Source organism: Propioniciclava flava, assembly GCF_004126535.1.
GTDB classification, from domain to species: Bacteria; Actinomycetota; Actinomycetes; order Propionibacteriales; family Propionibacteriaceae; genus Propioniciclava; species Propioniciclava flava.
In genome coordinates this window covers 42,483-61,764 of record NZ_PPCV01000005.1, presented here as the reverse complement: position 1 = coordinate 61,764, position 19,282 = coordinate 42,483, and the positions used below count along the sequence as shown (strand labels likewise).

Here is a 19,282-nt window from a genome sequence, read left to right as displayed (position 1 = left end):
CGCGTCCCTCTCAGGCCGTCGTGACGGCGGTAGCGGTGGTGCGGGAGGTCCCCACACCGGTAACCAGGCCGAGGCGTCCGGCCACGGTGTAGAGCACGATGGACAGCAGCAACGACCACAGCGAGGGGATACCCCACGTGACCAGATGGCCGACCACTGCGGAGATCGCCCAAACGATCAACGTGGCAGGCACCCACCGTGGCGCCGCATCGGGCAAGTTGCCGCTTTCCCGTGAGGCGTCCAGTTCTGGTCGCCACTTCTTCACGAGGAAATACTCGGCGACCATGATGCCCGCGATCGGGGGAAAGACGACCGAGAGGAGCGTCAGGAACCCCGTGAACTGCCCAAGGATGCCCGCCGCGGCCAGGATGGACCCGACCACGCCCAAGACGACCGTCGTCGTGACGCGGTGCAGGTTTTTCCCGAAGGCGGTCGAGGCGAAGTTCACCAGACCAAGAGTCGAGGAATAGAGGTTCCAGTCGTTGATCTTGAGGGTGCCCGTGATGACGATGACCAGCCCCGCCAGCCCAATCGACGAGGTCACGATCGCCACGATGCTGGCCGACTGGGCAGCATGCGCCAGCAGCACCCCGGCCAGGCCGATGACGAACTCGCCGAGGCTGACACCGACGACGGTCTGCTTCACGACGTCAGCCCCCGAGCGGTTGTACCGCGTCATGTCGGAGGTGATGATCGCGCCGACGATGAGGCCACCCGCGACGATGCCGGTCCCGGCCCAGATGCTCATCGTGGGGCCGGGTGCCGGGGACGAGATCAGGTCGGCCAGCGAATGGCGCGACAGTTCCGAGGTGATCGACCAGCCGACCAGGATGAGGAAGAGCGGGACGGTGATGTTGGCCAGCCATTGCATGCCCACGAAACCGACGGCCACGATGGCCGTGACCGCGAAGCCGAACAGCAGGCTCCAGACCCACACCGGCAACACGCCGGGTATGAGCGCCTCCAGCGACTCCGCCGAGATGCCACTTTGGATGCCGAACCAGCCGATCAGGCTGATCCCGATGGCCAGACCGACCAACGAGGAGCCGACTTCGCCGAACCCGGTCCAGCGGGCCAGCAACGACGTGCTCAGCCCCTCACGCTGTCCGATGATGCCGACGATGCACATGATGACTTCGAGGATGATCGATCCGAACAGGAAGGCGAGGACGGCCTCCCCGAAGGTCATGGAGTAGCCGATCGTGGCGCCGAGGAGGAACTGCGACAGGGCCGACACCTGCCCGAACCGTTGAACGGCGATGCCGAACCAGTGCTTGCGGGCGTCCTGCGGGACGCGGGAGAGTGCGTAGTCGTCGAGGGATTGTGTGGCCATCGGAAGGTCCTTCGTGGTGGCTGCGAAGCGTGCAAGTGCCCTGACGATAAGGCGCCATCCACAACGGCGACTATGTGCAGACCGCCCCACTATGGGCCGCGGATGTGCACTGTGCCCATCACCGTGCCGATCGCTGCGACGCGGTCTCCTGTGGTTCCTCCACGGCCGGAGACGAACCCGGCAGCAGCCCACGCCCGCTAGGCGGCGAGTTCAGCCTTCAGCGCGAAGCTGACCAACCAGTGCGTGGCCATGAAATCACCGGCGGTAATCGCATCTGCGACGCGATCGACCTGGGCTGGCGTGGTTCGGCCGATCCGCTGGGCCGCATCGGGCGCGAGGAGGGGGGCGAGTTCGCGCAGGTGCCAAGCCCGCGACAAGGCCAGCCCCAGAAGGTGTGCGAGTTGGCCATCACTCGCGTCGCCTGCCTCGGGAACCTCGAAGACGGGATCATGTTCGCGGGCCAGGCCCGGGAGGAAAGCAGCGAGCCACGCGGCAGCCCGAGCAGGTCCCAGGACGCGCTTCATCAGGGCTGCCTCGCTGAGCGCCCCAGAGAGGAAATCGTGCCCGTCGGGCTCCCAGCCGATCGGGTAGTCCCGGTCGGCACCGAACCAGTCACGGGCGCGCGCGTCGATCAGCCCGGTCAGGTCGGGCCACTCCAACGCGACGGCGGCATCGCGTGCGAGCCCCAACGCGAACGCCGTGTTGCTGTGGACCCCGGCACGTACCGGCGCGACCATGCCAGGCAACCAGTGCAGAAACCTCTCCTGTAGCACGGCTCCCAGGGGTTCCAGCGCTTCCGCCCATCCCCGCTCGCGTGCCCGTGGCGAGGAAGACGCGGCGGCCACCAACTGGAGTGCCCAAGCCCATCCGTAGGGGCGCTCGAAGGTGGGACGCCGCCGTAGCATCTCGACCTCGACGGCCAGGTTCTTTGGGGTGAGCCGCTCATCCAGCAGGGAGGTCAAGGCCTCCGCGCTCGACGCCTCGACGGGTTCCCCCGGCAGGTCGAGCAGCGTCACTGCCGACCACAGCATGTGAACGCAACTGTGCCAATCGAAGCTGCCATAAAACGCGGGATGCAGACGCGTCGGTGTGACGTCGACGTCGTGCGGCCCGGTGACCGTGTGCTGCGCGGCCCACGGGTACTCCTGGCGGACGGCAGAAACGACCGTCCCCGCCCAGGCGGTGGCGCGAGACGGGGACGGGATCGTCATCGGTCAGTTCTCGGCGGCCTCATGGGGCGCAGCATCATTGCCGCCGTGGTCCGACTCGTGGCCGGATTCATGCGTCTCAGCGCCCTTGGCGTCGTTCTTGCGGGAGCGCCCCGAACGGGAGCGTCCTCCGCGGCGTCCGTGGTCGCGATCACCACCGTCGGCGGGGGCTTGCGAGGCGACCGGAGCATCATGGACGTGGTAGCCACGCCCCTTGCACGTCTCGCATTGCACGGTGAAGGCCTCGGCCAGCCCGGTACCGATGCGCTTACGCGTCATTTGCACCAGTCCCAGGGAGGTCACCTCGGCGACCTGATGGCGCGTCCGGTCACGGCCCAGCGACTCCACGAGTCGACGCAGCAGCAACTCACGGTTGGCGGGCAGCACCATGTCGATGAAGTCGATCACGATGATGCCGCCGATGTCGCGCAGCCGAAGCTGGCGCACGATCTCTTCGGCCGCCTCCAAGTTGTTGGAGGTGACGGTCGCCTCCAGGTTGCCCTGGGTGCCGGTGAACTTGCCGGTGTTGACGTCGATGACGGTCATGGCTTCGGTGCGGTCGATGATGAGAGACCCGCCCGAGGGCAGGTGCACCTTGCGCTCCAGCGCCTTGGCGACCTGCTCGTGGACGCGGAACTTGTCGAACAGATCCCCTTCGGTCTCGCGATCCCAGCGGCGCAGCCGCTCGCCCAGGTGCGGCGCGACGTGCGTCACATACCCTTCGACCGTGTCCCAGGCGTCCTCGCCTTGGCCGTTGCCCTCCACGACCAGCGCGGAGAAGTCCTCGGTGAACAGGTCCCGGACGATCCGCACCGTGAGGTCCGGCTCCGCGTACAACTGCTGCGGCGCAGACCCGGCCTTGACCTTCTTCTCAATGACGTCCCACTGCGCCTGCAGGCGGTGGACGTCGCGCTCGAGTTCCTCTTGGCTGGCCCCCTCGGCTGCCGTGCGCACAATGACGGACGCATTTTCCTCGACGGCGGCGTCCAAGATGCCCTTCAGGCGGAGCCGCTCAGGCTCAGGAAGCTTGCGGGAAATGCCGGACAGCTGACCGCCGGGGCAGTACACGACGTAGCGGCCCGGAATGGAGATGTGGCCCGTCAAGCGGGCACCCTTGGCGCCGATCGGGTCCTTGGTGACCTGCACCAGGATCGTCTGCCCCGACTTGAGCACCTTCTCGATGCGCCGGTCTTCGCCCGTCACACCGTAGGCGTCCCAGTCGACCTCACCGGCGTAAATGACCGCGTTGCGGCCACGGCCGATGTCAACGAAGGCGGCTTCCATGCTGGGCAGCACGTTTTGGACGCGGCCCAGGTAGATGTTCCCGATCAGCGAAGCAGAACTGTCACGGTCGACGTAGTGCTCGACGAGGATCCCGTCCTCCAAGACGGCGATCTGGGTGTAGTCCTCGGCCTGGCGAATCAGCATCTGCCGATCCAGGGCCTCCCGACGCGCCAGGAACTCCGCCTCGGACAAGATCGGCGACCGGCGGCGACCGGCGGCACGCCCTTCACGGCGGCGCTGACGCTTGGCCTCCATGCGCGTGGAGCCCTCAATGCCGGTGATCTCGTCGTTGCCGGACTTGGCGCGGCGCGGTTCGCGGACCTTGATGACGACATCGACGCCGTCCTCCTCGGCCGCACCGGTGTCCTCACCGCGGCGACGGCGACGACGGCGACGACGTGAGGAGGTCGATGGGGAATCCCCGGAATCCTCGGATTCGTCGCCTTCGGTGGTGTCCTCGGAGGACGTCTGGTCTGCTTCGTCCTCGGAGGAGTCCTCGGACTCGCTCTCCTCATCCTCGGAGTCGTCTTGATCGGCGCCACGACGACGACGGCGACCACCCCGACGGCGACGGCGGCGACGCGGTGCAGCATCATCGTCGTCGGTCTCGGTGGCGTCGGCTTCGGCTTCCTCAGCGTCGGCGGTATCGGCGTCGGCGACGTCGCTCGCCTCGCCGCTGATCGCGGCGGCCAAATCGTCGAGCGCCGCGGTCACCTCGGCGATGTCGCGCTCCTCCTCGGGGTGGCCGTGTTGTTCGCGGGCAGCCGTGAGTTCGGCCAGGCTGGCGCTCACGTCGGCTGAGGTGGCGCACTCTTCGGCCTCGGCGTCGGCCTCGGGCTCAACCTTCTTGCGGCTGCGGCGGCTGCGCGTCCCGCGGGATGCGGCGCGCTTGCGGGGCTGCGGTTCGGCAGGCTCCTGGGCAGCGGCGGCGACCTCGGCGGACGCCTCCTCGGGCCCGGCGACCTCGGCGACCGGTGTGGACTGTTCTGGTTGCGCGGTGACGCCCTGGTCGTCAACGGCGGGCTCGGGAACAAGAACGTCGGCGGGCTCGGCCTGCGCGGCCAACTCTTCTGGGGTCTCTCCCGCGGCAGCCGCGTCCTCGACGACGGCCTCCTCCGGGGTGGGCTCCGCGACAGGCGCAGGCTCAGCCGGGGGCTCCACGGGAGCGGAGTCGACCGCCTTGGCCTTGGTCACCACGATCGCGACGGGCGGCGCGACGGGGGCCGGCGGACCCGCGGGGCGGGTCGCGGCGCGCCGACGACGACGCGGGGCGGGGGCGTTCTCGGGGGATTCAGAGGTGGCACCCGAGGGTGCATCCGAATCGAGCATGTGCTCTCCTCACGCGGCGGGCAAGCCCGCCGTACAGTAGGTCGCGCGCCGGGCAGAGGCACCGTGGCGCGACGAAGCTAGCGTTTCTGGGGCGACCCGCCGCGGTCGACGATCTCGTCGCGGCCTGGCACCCGGTCGATCACCAAAGGCGTCCGACCGGATCCCATCCTTCCATACGAGCGCCCCAAACCCCAGCCTTACGCGCCGGGGGCACCCTCGAAGGGGCCCAGCACCCGACCCTCGACCCAGCGTCCTTGAGCCAGTCGCGTGAGGATGGGGGGATCCCCCAGGACGAATCCAGGCCCGACGGCAACCAGCGCCTTCACCACGTCATCGGGGCGCACCAGTGGCGTCCCGTGGGCGAGGACGACCTCCACTTCCTTGCCCTCGACATGCATCGCGATGATCGCTGCGCGGGCATCAAAGGAGCGCAGCCCCGCCTTGGTCATCCGCTGAACTTCTGTTTGTTCGCTTGCCCACAGGGCAGAGACCGCTTCGGCTAGGGCTTCCACATCCGCGCCGGGCACCGAGATGCGCCATGCGGAAACAGCGAGTTGGTCCGCGAGCGGGCCCGTGGCCTCCACCGCAGCGAGGACGTCAAGGCCGTGCGGCAAGGCGGCGTCCAACGATGCCACGACGGCCTGTGGATCCACCCGACGCGTCAACCCGATCTCCAGGTACTCCGCCTCAGTCGCCGCCCCGGTCGGCGAGGCGTTCGCGAACGAGATACGCGGGTGCGGATTGAAACCAGAGCTGTATGCCATCGGCACACCGGCACGACGCAACGCTCGCTCGAAGGCGCGGGCGAAGTCCCGATGGGAGGTGAACCGGGCCCGCCCTCGCTTGGCGTAGCGGATCTGGAGCTTTTGCACGGGGGGTGCTTGCTGCTCGGGCTGGCGTCGCGCGGCTTTCGTCACGGGTCGACAGCCTAGCCGCGACCGCCTGAGGGCTTCAGCGATGCGTTAGTGTCGCGAGCATGAGTGACGTCCGTTTCGACTCTGTCCCTGTCGTCGACCCGGCCAGTCCTGCCATGCGGGCCTGGCAGGACGCCACGCGACTGGGTTTCGGCATGGCTGATGCATCCGATGATGCGCTCACCCACTGGGTGCGCGACATCAGCGCCATCGACATGAGACTGGACGCCGCCTATGCGACCTCGGCCCTTCCGGGCGTGACGGCGGAATGGGACGCCCCGGTCGGCACCTTCGGCTCGGCCTGCCTCAGCATCAACGCCGGAGCTGCACCGGTGCCTGCTCTCTACGTGTTCGACGTCACGGTGCGGACCACGCATCGGCGCCGGGGCGTGCTCAAGCGGCTCATGACCGATGCCCTGACGCGCGCCCATCGCGACGGCATCCCCCTGGCGGCCCTCACGGCGTCCGAGGCCACCATTTATGGCCGCTTCGGATTCGGCATCGCGACCCGACGGCGCGGTGTCACCCTCACCACCCTCCCGGCTCCTGCCTGGCACCGCGAGGTAGAACCCCGCATGGCACTGGTCTCCCCCGCCGACGCGCTGACGATCCGTGACGAAGTGTTCGCGCGCATCCATGCCTCGACGCGCGGCTCGCACCTGCGCCCCCACACGTACACGACGTTCTTGTCGGGAGCGTGGGATGACGACAAGGAGGCGCCGGTCGCCGGGTTGCGCGTGGCCGTTCACACCGACGCCGAGGGGGCGCCCGATGGCGTCGTGAGCTACGTGATGAACGAGGCGGACGAATCCGTCCAGGTGAGGGACCTGCTAGCGGTCGACGCCGAGGCCGAACTGGCCTTGTGGCAGTTCCTCGGCTCGATCGACTTGGTCAAGAAGGTCATCTGGCGCAACCTGAGCCCCACCAGCCCGTTGGAGTGGGCGTTGACCGACCCGCGACGGGTCACCACAACGGGGGTGGAGGACTTCACCTGGTTGCGCGTGCTGGATGTCCCCGCCGCGTTGACCGCGCGCGGGTGGGAGGCCGACGGTTCGGTCGAGTTCAGCGTGACCGACCCGATGGGCTTCGCCGAAGGCGCCTGGCGTGTGACCGTCGCCGACCACACAGCCGACGTGACGCCTCTCGACGCGGCAGCGGTGCGGGTCGATGTGACGGCCTTGGCCTCGCTCTACATGGGGCTGGTCGACGCGTCCACGCTGGCCGTGGCAGGGCTCATCGAGGGGCCCGCCAACGGCATCGATGCACTCGCCCGGTTGTTCCGCACTGCGGTGCCGCCCTACAGCCTCACCGGCTTCTAGGCAGACGCTGGCCCCGCACGGAACCGTCGAGGGCCCGCGCGGGGTCAGCGGTGATCGTGAGCCTCAAGCGCCGCTACTGAGGAAGCGGTGTCGGCCGCATTCAGGGCGGCGACCTCGTCAGGCCCAGGGGCGTAGGCGCCCGCACGACCCACGGTGACCGCACTGGTCAGCGCTGCCTGCCGTAGCGGGACGGCGAGGTCTTCCCAGCGGGCCCGACGCAACCGTTCCCGCGCTGCGGGCCCACCCAGCAGGCCCGCCTGACGCAATCCGGCCAACAATCCGGCCATGAAGGAGTCACCGGCGCCGACCGTGTCGCCTACCTGCACCGACGGGGCGGCCACCTCCAAGCTGGTGTCCACATGAGCCAGCCGCGCCAAGGCTCCCCGCGCGCCCCGGGTCATCACCACCAGCGTGGGCCCCAGCGTCCCCCAGCGCTCCAGCGTCGTGGCGGGCGGCACGTCGGGGTACAGCCACATCAAATCCTCGTCGCTAGCCTTGACGACGTCGCTGAGAGCCACCAGCGCCTCGACGCGTTCCACCACCGCTGCAGGGGAACCCATGATCGCGGGGCGGGCATTCGGGTCGTAAGAGATGGTCGCCGACGACCGGAGCCGAGCCATCTCGGCAGCGACAGCACTGCCGCCAGGCTCGACGGTGGCCGCGAGGCTTCCGGTGTGGATGTGCTCGATCCCCTCGGTGGGCAGCGTGGGGAGTTCCCAGGTCAGGTCGAACGTGTAGCGCGCCTGCCCATCGGCATCCAGGTCGGCCTGGGCGATCGGCGTGGCCTTCGCACCGGCGGTGCCGGGAACGATCGCTACACCGGCCGCGCGCGCGAACGCCGCCAGCCTCTCCCCCCGAGCATCCTGGCCCCACCAGGACGCCAGATGAGTGGGGACGCCTAGGGCGGCCATCCCGGCAGCCACGTTCAGCAGGCTCCCGCCAACATGCTCGGACGCCTCACAGCCCGGGCGTCGCACCACATCGATGAGCGCTTCTCCGACGCACAGGATCGCCGACTCCGTCGTTGTCATGGCGTCACCCTAACGAAACGCCGCGCGTGCCTTACGCATTCTTCCAAACCCCGGCACCGCCACCTTTTCCAGGCCTCGCTATGTGGGGCGCGTACGACCGAAGGCCACTTTCACCGCGCCTCACGTCGTGCTATAGTCGTACTTGAGCTTCCGCTCAGCAGGGTTGCTACCCGATCCCGGGGCAAGACCTGAGTCACTGCACTGTCCGTGCGGCGTCTCAGGTCTTTTTTGCGTTCGGGGTCGGGAACGGAAACACAAGGACAGGACACAGGCATGACAACCAACACCACGCGATCAGCCGCACAGGCGATCGTCGACGAGGTGGGGGGCCCCGAGAACATCGAGAGCCTGACCCACTGCGCCACGCGACTGCGGTTCCAGTTGCGCGACGCATCCAAGGTCGATTCCGCCAAGGTCGACCAGATCCCGGGCGTGATGGGGGCGGTCCCCCAAAGCGGTGATCGCTACCAGGTCGTCATTGGTGGCGGAGTACAAAGCGTCTACTCCGACATCATGAACCTGCCCAGCATGTCCGGTGGCGCGCAGGCCCCCAGCGATGCCGACATCAAGGCGGCCGCCCGCTCCAAGGCGCGCGGCAAGATCTGGTGGATCGACGCCTTCTTCGAGTACCTCTCCGACTCTTTCCGTCCCCTGCTGGGGGTGCTGTTGGGCGCCTCGCTGATCATCGCGTTTGCCGCGGTCCTCGACGCTTTGGGCATCGTCGACTTCCGCGCCGCCGACAAGCCGGCGACCTGGGTGTTCGTCGATGCCATGTGGCGGGCCGTGTTCTACTTCCTGCCGATCATGGTCGCCTACAACGCGGCGAAGAAGCTCAACGTCGACCCCTGGGTTGGCGCGACCATCATGGGTGCGCTCATGACGCCGAACTTCATGAGCCTCAGCGCCAAGGACAGCGGCATCCCCGGCGTGGTCTGCCACGTCAATGCGACGTTGGGCACCAACGAGTGCGTGGCCAGCGTCTTCGGTCTGCCCATGCAGCTCAACGACTATGGCGGCCAGGTCTTCGTCCCCCTGATCATGGTTGCCCTGCTGGCGCCCCTGTATCGCCTGCTGAAGAAGATCTTCCCCGAGAACGTTCAGATGGTGTTCGTCCCGTTCCTGTCGATGGCGATCATGATCCCGGTCACCGCGTTCCTGCTCGGCCCGTTGGGCATCTGGCTCGGCAACGGCCTGGGCGGCGGGCTGGCCTGGCTCAACACGAACGCTCCCATCGTGTTCGCGATCATCATCCCGCTGATCTACCCGTTCCTGGTGCCCCTGGGCCTGCACTGGCCGCTGAATGCGCTCATGCTCGTCAACATCAACACGCTGGGCTATGACTTCATCCAGGGCCCGATGGGCGCATGGAACTTCGCCTGCTTCGGCGCCACCGCGGGCGTGCTGGTCTTGTCGATGCGTGACAAGGACACCCAGATGCGTCAGACGGCCACCGGCGCCTTGCTCGCTGGCCTGTTCGGCGGCATCTCGGAGCCGTCGCTGTATGGCATCCACCTGCGCTTCAAGCGGATCTACCCGCGCATGCTCGTCGGGTGTCTGACCGGCGGTCTGATCATCGGTATCCTGGGTGCCACCGTCGGCGGCGTGAAGACGTCCGTGTTCGCCTTCACTTCGCTGCTGACGATCCCGGTCTTCTCTCCGATGTGGATCTACGCCATCGCCGTCGCGGCCGCCTTCTTCGTCGCGATGGCTCTGGTCATCGTCTCCGGCTACAAGGATCCGGTTCCCGCCGCTGCGGCCGCAGAGTCCGCCCCCGCGGCCGCCGTCACCACGTCGGTGGCATCGGCTGCTCCGGCTGAGAACCTCACCGGAGTCCAGGTGGTCATCGGGTCACCGCTCGCCGGGACGGTGATCCCCGTCACCGAGGTCGAGGACAAGGTCTTCGCCTCCAAGACGCTGGGCGACGGCGTGGGCATCAAGCCCACCGAGAACCAGGTGTACTCCCCCGTGGCAGGCACGATCGCCACGGTGACCAAGACCGGGCACGCGTTCGGGATCAAGACCGACACTGGCGTTGAGGTCCTGGTGCACGTCGGTATCGACACGGTCCAGATGAAGGGCGACGGGTTCGAGGTCGCCGTCGCCAAGGGCCAGAAGGTGAACAAGGGCGACCTGCTCGCCACCGTCGATTTCGACAAGGTGAGGGCGGCCGGGTTCGACACCACCACGGTGGTGACCGTCACCAATACCAAGTCGATGACGGACGTCACGCCGATCACGGGCGACAGCGTCGCGGTGGGCGCCCCCATCATCGACGTCACGCGCTGAATCACGGCGTGAGGGGCCCGCCTCCATCGGGGCGGGCCCCTCACGCATGACGCCGTTCCTTCGACACACCCCCCGCACGCCCATTACCGTGGTCACCGTCGCCGATGACGGTCCCCACTCCCACGATCCCCCAAACGAGGTGAGCTGAGCATTTCCGAACGTGTGCCCAGTGAGACGCCAGACATGACCGTGCTGCGCGTCTTCAACAACAATGTGGTTTTGGCACGCGACGCCAGCGGCGACGAAGTGATCCTCACCGGCCGCGGTCTCGGCTTTCAGGCCAAGGCCGGTTCGCCGGTTGACCCGTCGAAAGTCATCCGGGTCTTCGTGCCCAGCGACGGACGCGACCCCGACCACCTCGCCCAGCTCCTGGCTGGCGTCCCCCCGGAGATGATTCAACTCGTCTCGCGCACGCTGCCCGAACTCGACGACGCCGAGCAGGTGTCCCACAGCGCCACCCTGGTGATCGCGCTCGCCGACCACTTGAACTTCGCCACCCATCGGGCGGCACGCGGCCTGACAGTCGAATACCCCCTGCGCGCCGAGGTCTCCCACCTGTACCCCGATGAGCTTCGTCAGGCGCGCGCGCTGCTGAGCGCCGTTAACCAGCATCTGGAACAGCCGCTGCCCGACTCTGAAGAGGTGGCCCTGGCGTTGCACCTGGTGAACGCGGGTATGGCCAGCGGGGACCTGACATTCACCTACCGCATGACCGGAGTCATCCATCAACTCGTCTCCGTCATCGAGGCCGAGTACGGGCTTGATCTTGGTCACGACTCGGTCAGCGTCGGACGCTTCATCACGCACCTGCGCTATCTCTTCGTCCGGGTCAGCCAGCATCAGCAACTCGTCTCGGAGAGTTCGCCCATCAGCGACGCGATCCGCTCCACCTACCCCGACGCGACGATTGTCGCCGAGCGCCTGGCGGGCATCATCGAACTGCGCCTGGGCGATGAGCTGACCGCCGATGAGGTCTCCTACCTGGCCCTCCACGTCGCCCGCATCGCCGAAGGACGCTGACGCGTCACTGCCCGGCACCCACCAGGGATGCCGGGCCGCGTGCGACCGCCCCAGGAGCCGTCAGCGAGTCTGTCGCTCCAGGGTGACGATGATGGACTCGTACGGCTGGCCGGTTGCGTGCTCCATGCCCAGTTCGCACGTCCGGTTCCCGGACGCGAAACCGACCGGACCCTCGACCGGCTCGGCGAGGCGCGCCTTCACCTGAGCAACCTCCTCTTCCGTCGCGGTCGCCGTCAGTTCCGGGTGCAGCATGCCCCGGTCACCGGCGAACGCGCAGCAGGTGGCGCTGATCGGCACGAAGACCTCCTGCGACACCGCCCCGGCCAGCGTCTTGAGGTCATCGGTGATGCCGAGCATGTTCATCGAACACGTCGGGTGCAGCACCGTCAGGCCCAGCTTCTGCGCCTGCGGCAGGTCAGGAAGGAGCACCTCACGGGTGTACTTCATCACGTCGATGATCTGGAGCTTGCGGTGCTTGGCTAGACGCTCCGGATCCAGCAGTTCGGCAATGTCGTGGGCTAGGCCGAGCGTGCAACTCGAGGCGTCCACGATGATGGGCAGACGGCCAGCGTCACTCCATCGCCACATGCGGTCCAGCACTTCCGCGGCCATGATGACGTTGCCCTCTTCGAGGCCCTTGGAGTGCCACACCGTGCCACAGCACATCGACGCGAGATCGTCGGGGATCCAGATCGCGTGCCCCGCGCGGGCCGCGAGCGCCACGAAAGCCTCAGAGACCGTCGTGGGTTCGGCCGCCGCCCGAGATGCACCAAAGATCCGGTTGATGCACGCGGCGAAGAAAACGGCCTCGGCCCCGGCACGCTCGGTGGGCGGCAAGGCAGGGGCAGGGCCGGGGAGTTCGGCGATCCAACTCGGAACCAGTTCCTCGCCCCCGATCTTGCGCCCCAGCGACGTGATCGCCGACAGGCCACGATCCCCGATGACCGGGCGGATCGCCTTCGCGGCGAACAGCGCAGTGCGTCCGGCGATCTCCGCAATGCCCCAATGCTTGGCCAAGGTGACGCCGACGCGCTGAGCGAGCGCGGGGGCACCGTCGCGGCGCAGCTCCTTCATGACCCGCCCCGTGTCGATGTCGACGGGGCAAGCGATCGAACACGACGAATCGCCCGCGCACGTGTCGACGGCCTCGTAGGCGTACTCGTCAATGATGCGCTCGGCCACGGGGCCGGTATGGCCTTGGCGAGCCAGTTCGCGTTGCAGCACGATGCGCTGGCGTGGTGTCGCGGTCAGGTGACGCGACGGGCACACCGGCTCGCAGAACCCGCACTCAATGCAGGGATTGAGGTGCGGGTGGATCGCGGGCATCGACTTCAAGCCGTCGAAAGCCGCCTCCGGATCGTCGTTGAGGAACACCCCCGGCCCGAGCAGGCCCGCCGGATCCATGGCGCGCTTCACCCGCCACATCATCGCGACCGCGGCTTCCCCCCACTCACGCGTGATGAACGGCGCCATGTTGCGGCCGGTGCCGTGCTCGCCCTTCAGGGAGCCGTCGTAGCGGTCCACGATGAGGTCGACCAGTTCCTCCATGAAGGCGCGGTAAGCGCCGAGTCGCTCATCGTCGGTCGCATCCAGGTACAGGTAGAAGTGCATGTTGCCCGCCGAGGCGTGGCCGTTGACCGCTCCCAGGAAGCCGTGCTTGACCAGGAGGGCTTGCAGTTCGGCCACCGCCTGAGGCAACCGCTCCGGGGGAACCACCACGTCCTCGGTGATCAACGCGGTCCCGGCTGGGCGCGACGCACCAATGGAGGGGAGCATGCCCGACCGCAGGCGCCAGTACAGCGCCGCCCGCCCGGCTTCCCGAGTGGTGAGGGACTCCCCCATGTCGACGACGGTCGGCCCGACGATGCGGGCCACGTCGGCTTCAAACTGGTCCAGCGTCGCCGTATCGGCGGCGCGGCGCTCGGTCAGGATCGCCGCATCGGTGGCGTCGGGGGCCAGGTCGTTGATCCACTGAGGCGTCCCCGCGCGGCCCTGCAGCGAACGCAAGGACGCAGTGTCCATCAGTTCCACGGCTTGCGCCTCCACTGCGTTGAGCGGGGCCACGACGGCCGCGGCCGACGTCACATCCGGGAACCGCAGGAACGCGGTAGAGCGACGCGGGCCCGTTTCCAGCGTCCGCCACACCGTCTCGACGACCGCAGCCAGCGTGCCCTCGGACCCGACCAGCAGCAGCGGCAGGATGTCGACCGGCCGGTCGGCGTCCAGGAAAGCGTCGAGCCGGTAGCCGGAGGTGTTCTTGATGGAGAACTTGCGGCGGATGAGCGCGGTGAGGTCGGCGTCGGCGCGCACGTCGTCGCGGATGGCCTCCAACGCGGCATACAGGTCCGGCTCGGCCGCGCGCAGGCGATCGTCCGCATCGGGGGCCGCCGTGTCGACCACGGTCCCCGAGGCCAGCACCGCCGTGACGGAATCGATCGTGGTGTAGCTGTTGTAGCGCGTCCCGGCCGTCATTCCCGACGCGTTGTTGGCGAACACGCCGCCGATGGTGGCCGCGGAACCGCTCGCCGGGTCCGGCCCAAGAACGCGCCCCTTCGGCGCCAACAAGGCGTTGGCGCGGAACAGGATCACCCCGGGCTCTGACCGAAGCCGGGCGCCCTCCTCGAGAACCTCGATGTCGCGGAAGTGCTCCCGCATGTCGATCATCACGTCGTCGCCTTGGGACTGCCCGTTCAAGCTCGTACCGCCGGCACGGAAGGTGACCCCTCGCCCGGCCGCCTTCACCGCGGCCAACACGGCGATGAGCTGCTGCGTGTTCTGCGGACGCACCACGACGCGCGGCAGCATCCGGTACGGGCTGGCATCGGAGGAGTAGCGCACCAGATCGGTAGTGGACGTGAGAACGTCGTCAGCATCCAAAATCTGTCGCAACTGCGGCACCAAGGGATCCTCGGCTGCCGTCAGGACCTCAGGGCCCAGCGCGTCCGGTGCGGGCGGCGTCGGGGCGTGACCCAAGGCACGCCTGGCCCGGCGTGAAGGCTGAGGAGCGGAGGGGGCTGAGGTTGACGTCACGGCTGACATGACTCCATGCAACCACAACGACGCGGCGTCCGCACCACTTTTCGATCAGGCCGAAGCCTCGCGCGGCGGCCTTTCTTAGGAGGGCGGAAGAATGGTCACGCGGCGGTTAGCCGCCTTGCCCGCGTCGGTGTCGTTGGAGGCCACCGGTTCGGTTTCGCCCTTGCCCTCGACCGTGAACGAATAACCCGGCCCGAGTAAGGGACCCAGCGCGTCCGCGACGGCTTGGGCCCGCCGCTTGGACAGGGTCAGGTTGGCCGCATCGGGACCATCGGCATCGGTGTGGCCCGTCACGCTCACCGTACCGCGCCGCCCCGTGGCCGTCAGCTGTTGCGCCGCCGTCAGCAGCACATCGTGGGCCGCGGCGGTCAGCGTCGCCTGGTTGTAATCGAACAGCACCGTGGAGTCCAGATCGAGTTGCTCCCCTGAGGTGGTGATCGCCCCTTTCTTCACCACGTAGCGCAGGTCGACGGTGTTGCGATCGACGTTGTCAGGCGTGGCTGCGGCCAGCGACTCAGCCGGGATGGTGGGCCACCCCGTCCCCAGTTCGGGGATCTGCTGATCCGACTGCGGCGTCATGAGCCCGTCGGTGACCGGCACATCTTGAATGAGCTGATTGGCGACGATCACATCCACCTTCGTGGTGGATGCCTTCACCGGTGGCAGGACACCCCAGCACACAAGAGCGTTGGGGTTCTTGCCGTCGGTGAAGGCGAACCGATCGCACGACTCCTTCAAGTGAGGGCCGCCACCTCCCAGAAGTTGGATGCCCTGCATGGACGACCAATCGATCGCTTCGACGGTGGCGGTAAGGAAACCCAAGTAGGAGGAATTCTTGCTTAACGAGCCACCCTCCCCACCCCAACTCGCGAACCGAACCGGCGGCACGCCCTGCGGGAAAGCCGCCGAATAGTAGACAACGGTGGCGTTGTCGGCGCGACGGACGCCGTGGATCGTCACAATCAAGCTCTGGTCGTGCTGGCGGTCGCTCTTGTCGCCCGACACCGCACGCCCCAAAATGGGCACCTCGGCCGATCCGGCGGGAACCGGCGCAGCCCCCCGGTCGACCCTCACCGTGAGCGGGGATGCGATGAGCGGCGTGGAAACCTCCACCTCACTCACGTCAGCTGGCACGGGCGCGTACACCGCGAAGGTCGGGTGCGGATTCGAGACGACCGAGGTGATCGGCGCCGCTACCGGGCGCCCCCAGATGCCCGTCAAGATGGTGTGTTCAACGGTGCGGTATTCCTGTCCCCCAGCCGACAGCACCGGCAAGTTCTCTCGCCCCTGGTCGCTATACAACTGCGCGGGGCGCCCCGTCAGCGTCGGATGGGTCACCGCATATTCGAGCCGCGTGGACGAGTCCGTCGTCCTGACCGAAAAGACGTGGAATGTCCCGCCCGCCAGCTCACCCGTCGTGATCGGGGCGGCGGCAACGGGAACAGGCTCGGCCGCTCCGGCACGCACGAGTGCGGACGCCGCCTCGCTGGCCGAAGCTGGCGTCGGGGCGCCCGAAGGTGCGGAGTCAGGAGAAGGGGCAGGGGTACTACAGGCCGACAGCACCACAGCCATGAGGATCGCTAGCAGGATCGGGGGCCGCTGAATCACGACGCTCCTTCGGGGGTCGGTGGGGTGTTCACCACCCTACACACGCTCGACCGGGCCTTTAGGCCGCCAATGAGGCGGTGAACAGCGCCCGAATCTGCGTATCGGTCAGGGTGATCGTGACCTTGCCGCTGTCTGGGTCGACCTTGACGGGGACCTTCACCTCGCCGCAGGTGGCTACCCCGGTCACGCTAGGTGCCTTCGTCGGTGCGGCCTCCTCGCCCGGCTGCGACGTCGAGGTGGAAGCAGGAGCAGGATTGGCGGGAAGCACACACGCCGCCACCCGCTTGCCGATGCGGGCCGCCGCCACGGAGACTTCGCGCGATCCCGACTCCAACACGCCCTTGCTCTTCACCTGGACCTCGATGCGATCCACACTCGCCGCATAGTGGTAGCCGACCAGGGAGCCTCCGTTGCGGATGGCGAAGTCACTGGCGGCGCCTTGCCCGGACCCCCCGGCTGGCAGGGCGCCGCCATTGACGAGATCGGCCAACCAGCCTGGCGCATTGTCGATGGTCTGATAGGCGCCGGCGAGGGCAGCGGCATCCGCCCCGACCTGGAGCGTGCTGCCCTGATCCTCCGCCTTGGCCACGCGTTGGGTGTAGAAAAACGCGACCCCTAGCAGCAGCACGCTGACAGCGATCACGATCGCCGTTGTCGCGGCCCCAGCCTCGCGGCTTCGCCATAGACCCCTCATCGCCAGACCTTCCCTCCTGGTGCCGACCTACGATCTCTATCGATGCGGAGGGGGCGACGCGAACCGCGTCCGCCCCCTCCGCGAAGGATCAGCCCTTGGAGCTGGTGATGTCGGTGACGGCCTTCTCGACCGCCTGCTTCAGGGAATCCACGTTCAGCGCACCGACGATGCCCACGACGATCAAAGCGGCCAGCACCACCATGCCGACGTACTCCAGGGCGTCAGCGCCGCGCTCACGGCGGGCGACGAGGGTGCTCCGCAGAGCGTTGACAGCGAGCTCCGCCTTGACCGCGGAAGCGAGCATGAGGTTCGACATGTGAGTCTCCTTCAAGTCTTGCGGGCGGGGTGCCCGTTTGTTGATAACCAAAAACCTACGGGGATCGCTGGGGGATCCGTAGGGCCGAGGGGCCCAGTCCGGGCCTATCCCCGGACCCGAACCTCACGGGGTCGATGTGGGCGCAGTTCCCAACCACGCAGCGATGGCCTGGCCGCGGTTACTCGCGTCCAGCTTGGTGAAGATCTGATTGATGTGGTTCTTGACGGTCTTCTCGGTCAGGAACAACTCCTTGGCGATTTCGCGATTGGAACGGCCCTGAGAGATCAGCTCCATCACTTCGGCCTGACGCAAGCTCAACCCCCACTGCGGCCCCTTCTCGTGCGCCGTCAGCGGGGCAGGAGTGGCGCTGCCCATCATGGCGGTGAGGGCCGGGCCGCTCAGTGCCGCCATCCCGGCGGCGGCACTCCGCACCGTCGCCGCCAAGGAGTCAGCGTCGAACGTGCCGTGCACCAGGTATCCCGTCGCCCCGGCAGCCATGGCCTCCCGGACGACGCGGGACTCGTCCGAAAACGTGAGCATCAACACCCGTGACCCACGCGCCAGCTCGCCCACAATCGACAGTCCGTCACGCTTGGGCATGCGCACGTCCAGCAAGACGATGTCGGGTGCCGTCTCCCGAGCCAGCCGCAGGCCTTCGTCACCGTCGCCGGCCTCACCCACGATCTCGATGCACCCGTCCAACTCCAGCAAGGTCCTCACACCGCGACGCACGATGGCACTGTCGTCCACGATCAGCGCTTTGATCATGTCGCCCATCACTTCCTCCTCAATCCACCTCGATCAACCCATGGCGGGGAGCCACCAGTTGCACCGTGGATCCCCTCCCGGGTGTGCTTCGGAACTCCGCCCGGCCCCCGACCTTGGCCATCCGCTCGACCATGCCGCGGCGTCCGTAGTGGCCGCCCTCTTCGGCCTCACGAAGCCGGTCCTCATCGATGCCGACTCCGTCGTCGATCACCGACACCACCACCCAGTCCTCTGTCCCCTTCAGCGTCACGCGGACCAAGGAGGCGCGGGCATGCCGCCGCACGTTCTCCAAGGCCTCCCCCATCGCCATCAAGATCTCGTAGCGCACCAGAACGTCGGTCACCTCGGTGTTCTCATCCACCTCAGTGACGACCGAGACATCCGCGGACGCCTCCCAGCGAAGACACAACTGCGTGAGCATCTCCGGGAGTGAGTCTCCTTCTGGCTCACGGCGCAGATGGGACATCAGGGCGCGGACATCTTCAATCGCCTGGGCGCTGAGTTCGCGGATCTCTCGCGCGCATTGCGCGGCCGCACCCGGATCTCTCTCCACCATGATCGGCAGCGCCGCGGCGGACAGATGGACGGCCTGCAACGACTTGGCCACCGTGTCGTGCATGTCGCGGGCCAGGCGCGTCCGCTCTTCTCCTGCGGCGGCCACGGTCACCGCCTGCTGCAAAGCATCCCGCGCCCGCTCCTCGGAGCGCGCCGCCTCTGAGATCGCAAAGCCCAGCCACCACAACACGACGAACCCGAACGGGACGGCGAGGCTGGTGACGCTTGAGGTTGTCGCCCAAAACACCTGATGGAGCAACACCAACACTGCGACGGTGCTGAATCCGACCCAGGCCGGCGCCCAGAGCCCCACCAGCAGGGCCGACGTCATGAACGTCAAGACGAACGGACTGTCCCCGCCGGACAAGACGGTGACAACGGTCAAGATCAAAGTGTCCATGAACACCAGCCATGGACGACGCGCGACCAGATCCTCCCCGCGCCGGGAGACCAACAACCACCAAGCCGAGACGGCGATCACGATCTGACCAATGAGGGCCGCCGGGGAAATGACGGTCAGCGTCAACACGACCAGCAGCAACGACACCAACCGGACCACGAGCGCCACGCGGGTCACCTGC

At 67.6% G+C, this 19,282-nt stretch carries 14 protein-coding genes; 3 read left to right on the top strand and 11 right to left on the bottom strand.

Features of this window, described 5'->3' with window-relative positions; translation table 11 throughout:
• Positions 1 to 10: 10 nt before the first annotated feature.
• The 4 genes from C1706_RS08220 to C1706_RS08205 all read right to left on the bottom strand — a co-directional run bounded on the left by C1706_RS08220 (position 11) and on the right by C1706_RS08205 (position 6,071).
• Complete coding sequence (locus tag C1706_RS08220) at positions 11 to 1,333, bottom strand: purine-cytosine permease family protein (protein WP_129458765.1); 1,323 nt, start codon at positions 1,331 to 1,333, stop codon at positions 11 to 13.
• Between the two features lie 197 nt (positions 1,334 to 1,530).
• Positions 1,531 to 2,544, bottom strand: coding sequence for a DUF2891 family protein (locus C1706_RS08215; RefSeq protein ID WP_129458764.1), 1,014 nt, complete (start codon positions 2,542 to 2,544; stop codon positions 1,531 to 1,533).
• Between the two features lie 3 nt (positions 2,545 to 2,547).
• The gene (locus C1706_RS08210) at positions 2,548 to 5,154 is read right to left on the bottom strand and encodes an Rne/Rng family ribonuclease (protein ID WP_129458763.1); all 2,607 of its coding nucleotides are present in this window, start codon (positions 5,152 to 5,154) and stop codon (positions 2,548 to 2,550) included.
• A gap of 197 nt (positions 5,155 to 5,351) precedes the next feature.
• Entirely contained in the window at positions 5,352 to 6,071 is a 720-nt protein-coding gene (locus C1706_RS08205; RefSeq protein WP_129458762.1) for a TIGR03936 family radical SAM-associated protein, read from the bottom strand.
• A 59-nt stretch (positions 6,072 to 6,130) separates the two neighbouring features.
• Here C1706_RS08205 and C1706_RS08200 point away from each other — a divergent pair, with 59 nt between their 5' ends.
• Entirely contained in the window at positions 6,131 to 7,387 is a 1,257-nt protein-coding gene (locus C1706_RS08200; protein ID WP_129458761.1) for a GNAT family N-acetyltransferase, read from the top strand.
• Positions 7,388 to 7,431: 44 nt separating this feature from the next.
• Here C1706_RS08200 and C1706_RS08195 read toward each other — a convergent pair whose 3' ends face one another.
• Complete coding sequence (locus C1706_RS08195; protein WP_129458760.1) at positions 7,432 to 8,418, bottom strand: PfkB family carbohydrate kinase; 987 nt, start codon at positions 8,416 to 8,418, stop codon at positions 7,432 to 7,434.
• Between the two features lie 273 nt (positions 8,419 to 8,691).
• Between C1706_RS08195 and C1706_RS08190 the strand changes: the two genes are divergently transcribed.
• Together C1706_RS08190 and C1706_RS08185 are read left to right on the top strand one after the other, a co-directional pair.
• Entirely contained in the window at positions 8,692 to 10,704 is a 2,013-nt protein-coding gene (locus C1706_RS08190; RefSeq protein ID WP_129458759.1) for a glucose PTS transporter subunit IIA, read from the top strand.
• A gap of 183 nt (positions 10,705 to 10,887) precedes the next feature.
• A complete protein-coding gene (locus C1706_RS08185; protein ID WP_129458758.1) occupies positions 10,888 to 11,724 on the top strand; it encodes a PRD domain-containing protein in 837 nt (278 codons plus the stop codon).
• Positions 11,725 to 11,784: 60 nt separating this feature from the next.
• Here the strand turns inward: C1706_RS08185 and C1706_RS08180 are convergent, their stop codons facing one another.
• The 6 genes from C1706_RS08180 to C1706_RS08155 all read right to left on the bottom strand — a co-directional run bounded on the left by C1706_RS08180 (position 11,785) and on the right by C1706_RS08155 (position 19,269).
• On the bottom strand, positions 11,785 to 14,763 hold the full coding sequence (locus C1706_RS08180) for an FAD-binding and (Fe-S)-binding domain-containing protein (RefSeq protein WP_129458757.1): 2,979 nt from the start codon (positions 14,761 to 14,763) through the stop codon (positions 11,785 to 11,787).
• A gap of 75 nt (positions 14,764 to 14,838) precedes the next feature.
• Positions 14,839 to 16,368, bottom strand: a complete 1,530-nt coding sequence (locus tag C1706_RS08175) for an OmpA family protein (protein ID WP_129458756.1) — start codon at positions 16,366 to 16,368, stop codon at positions 14,839 to 14,841.
• Between the two features lie 58 nt (positions 16,369 to 16,426).
• Positions 16,427 to 17,011: a hypothetical protein gene (locus C1706_RS08170; RefSeq protein WP_129458755.1), complete on the bottom strand. Its 585-nt coding sequence runs from the start codon at positions 17,009 to 17,011 to the stop codon at positions 16,427 to 16,429.
• A 139-nt stretch (positions 17,012 to 17,150) separates the two neighbouring features.
• Positions 17,151 to 17,378 carry a hypothetical protein gene (locus C1706_RS08165; protein ID WP_129458754.1) on the bottom strand — a complete coding sequence of 76 codons (228 nt, stop codon included), beginning with the start codon at positions 17,376 to 17,378 and terminating at the stop codon, positions 17,151 to 17,153.
• Between the two features lie 123 nt (positions 17,379 to 17,501).
• Positions 17,502 to 18,155, bottom strand: a complete 654-nt coding sequence (locus C1706_RS08160; RefSeq protein ID WP_129458753.1) for a response regulator — start codon at positions 18,153 to 18,155, stop codon at positions 17,502 to 17,504.
• Positions 18,156 to 18,165: 10 nt separating this feature from the next.
• Positions 18,166 to 19,269: a sensor histidine kinase gene (locus tag C1706_RS08155; RefSeq protein WP_129458752.1), complete on the bottom strand. Its 1,104-nt coding sequence runs from the start codon at positions 19,267 to 19,269 to the stop codon at positions 18,166 to 18,168.
• Positions 19,270 to 19,282 lie beyond the last annotated feature (13 nt).

Bases quoted from the DNA above. Each gene is read 5' to 3' on its own strand.
- C1706_RS08220 (WP_129458765.1), bottom strand. From the start codon at position 1,333: ATGGCCACACAATCCCTCGACGACTACGCACTCTCCCGCGTCCCGCAG.
- C1706_RS08215 (WP_129458764.1), bottom strand. From the start codon at position 2,544: ATGACGATCCCGTCCCCGTCTCGCGCCACCGCCTGGGCGGGGACGGTC.
- C1706_RS08210 (WP_129458763.1), bottom strand. From the start codon at position 5,154: ATGCTCGATTCGGATGCACCCTCGGGTGCCACCTCTGAATCCCCCGAG.
- C1706_RS08200 (WP_129458761.1), top strand. From the start codon at position 6,131: ATGAGTGACGTCCGTTTCGACTCTGTCCCTGTCGTCGACCCGGCCAGT.
- C1706_RS08195 (WP_129458760.1), bottom strand. From the start codon at position 8,418: ATGACAACGACGGAGTCGGCGATCCTGTGCGTCGGAGAAGCGCTCATC.
- C1706_RS08190 (WP_129458759.1), top strand. From the start codon at position 8,692: ATGACAACCAACACCACGCGATCAGCCGCACAGGCGATCGTCGACGAG.
- C1706_RS08185 (WP_129458758.1), top strand. From the start codon at position 10,888: ATGACCGTGCTGCGCGTCTTCAACAACAATGTGGTTTTGGCACGCGAC.
- C1706_RS08180 (WP_129458757.1), bottom strand. From the start codon at position 14,763: ATGTCAGCCGTGACGTCAACCTCAGCCCCCTCCGCTCCTCAGCCTTCA.
- C1706_RS08165 (WP_129458754.1), bottom strand. From the start codon at position 17,378: ATGTCGAACCTCATGCTCGCTTCCGCGGTCAAGGCGGAGCTCGCTGTC.
- C1706_RS08160 (WP_129458753.1), bottom strand. From the start codon at position 18,155: ATGGGCGACATGATCAAAGCGCTGATCGTGGACGACAGTGCCATCGTG.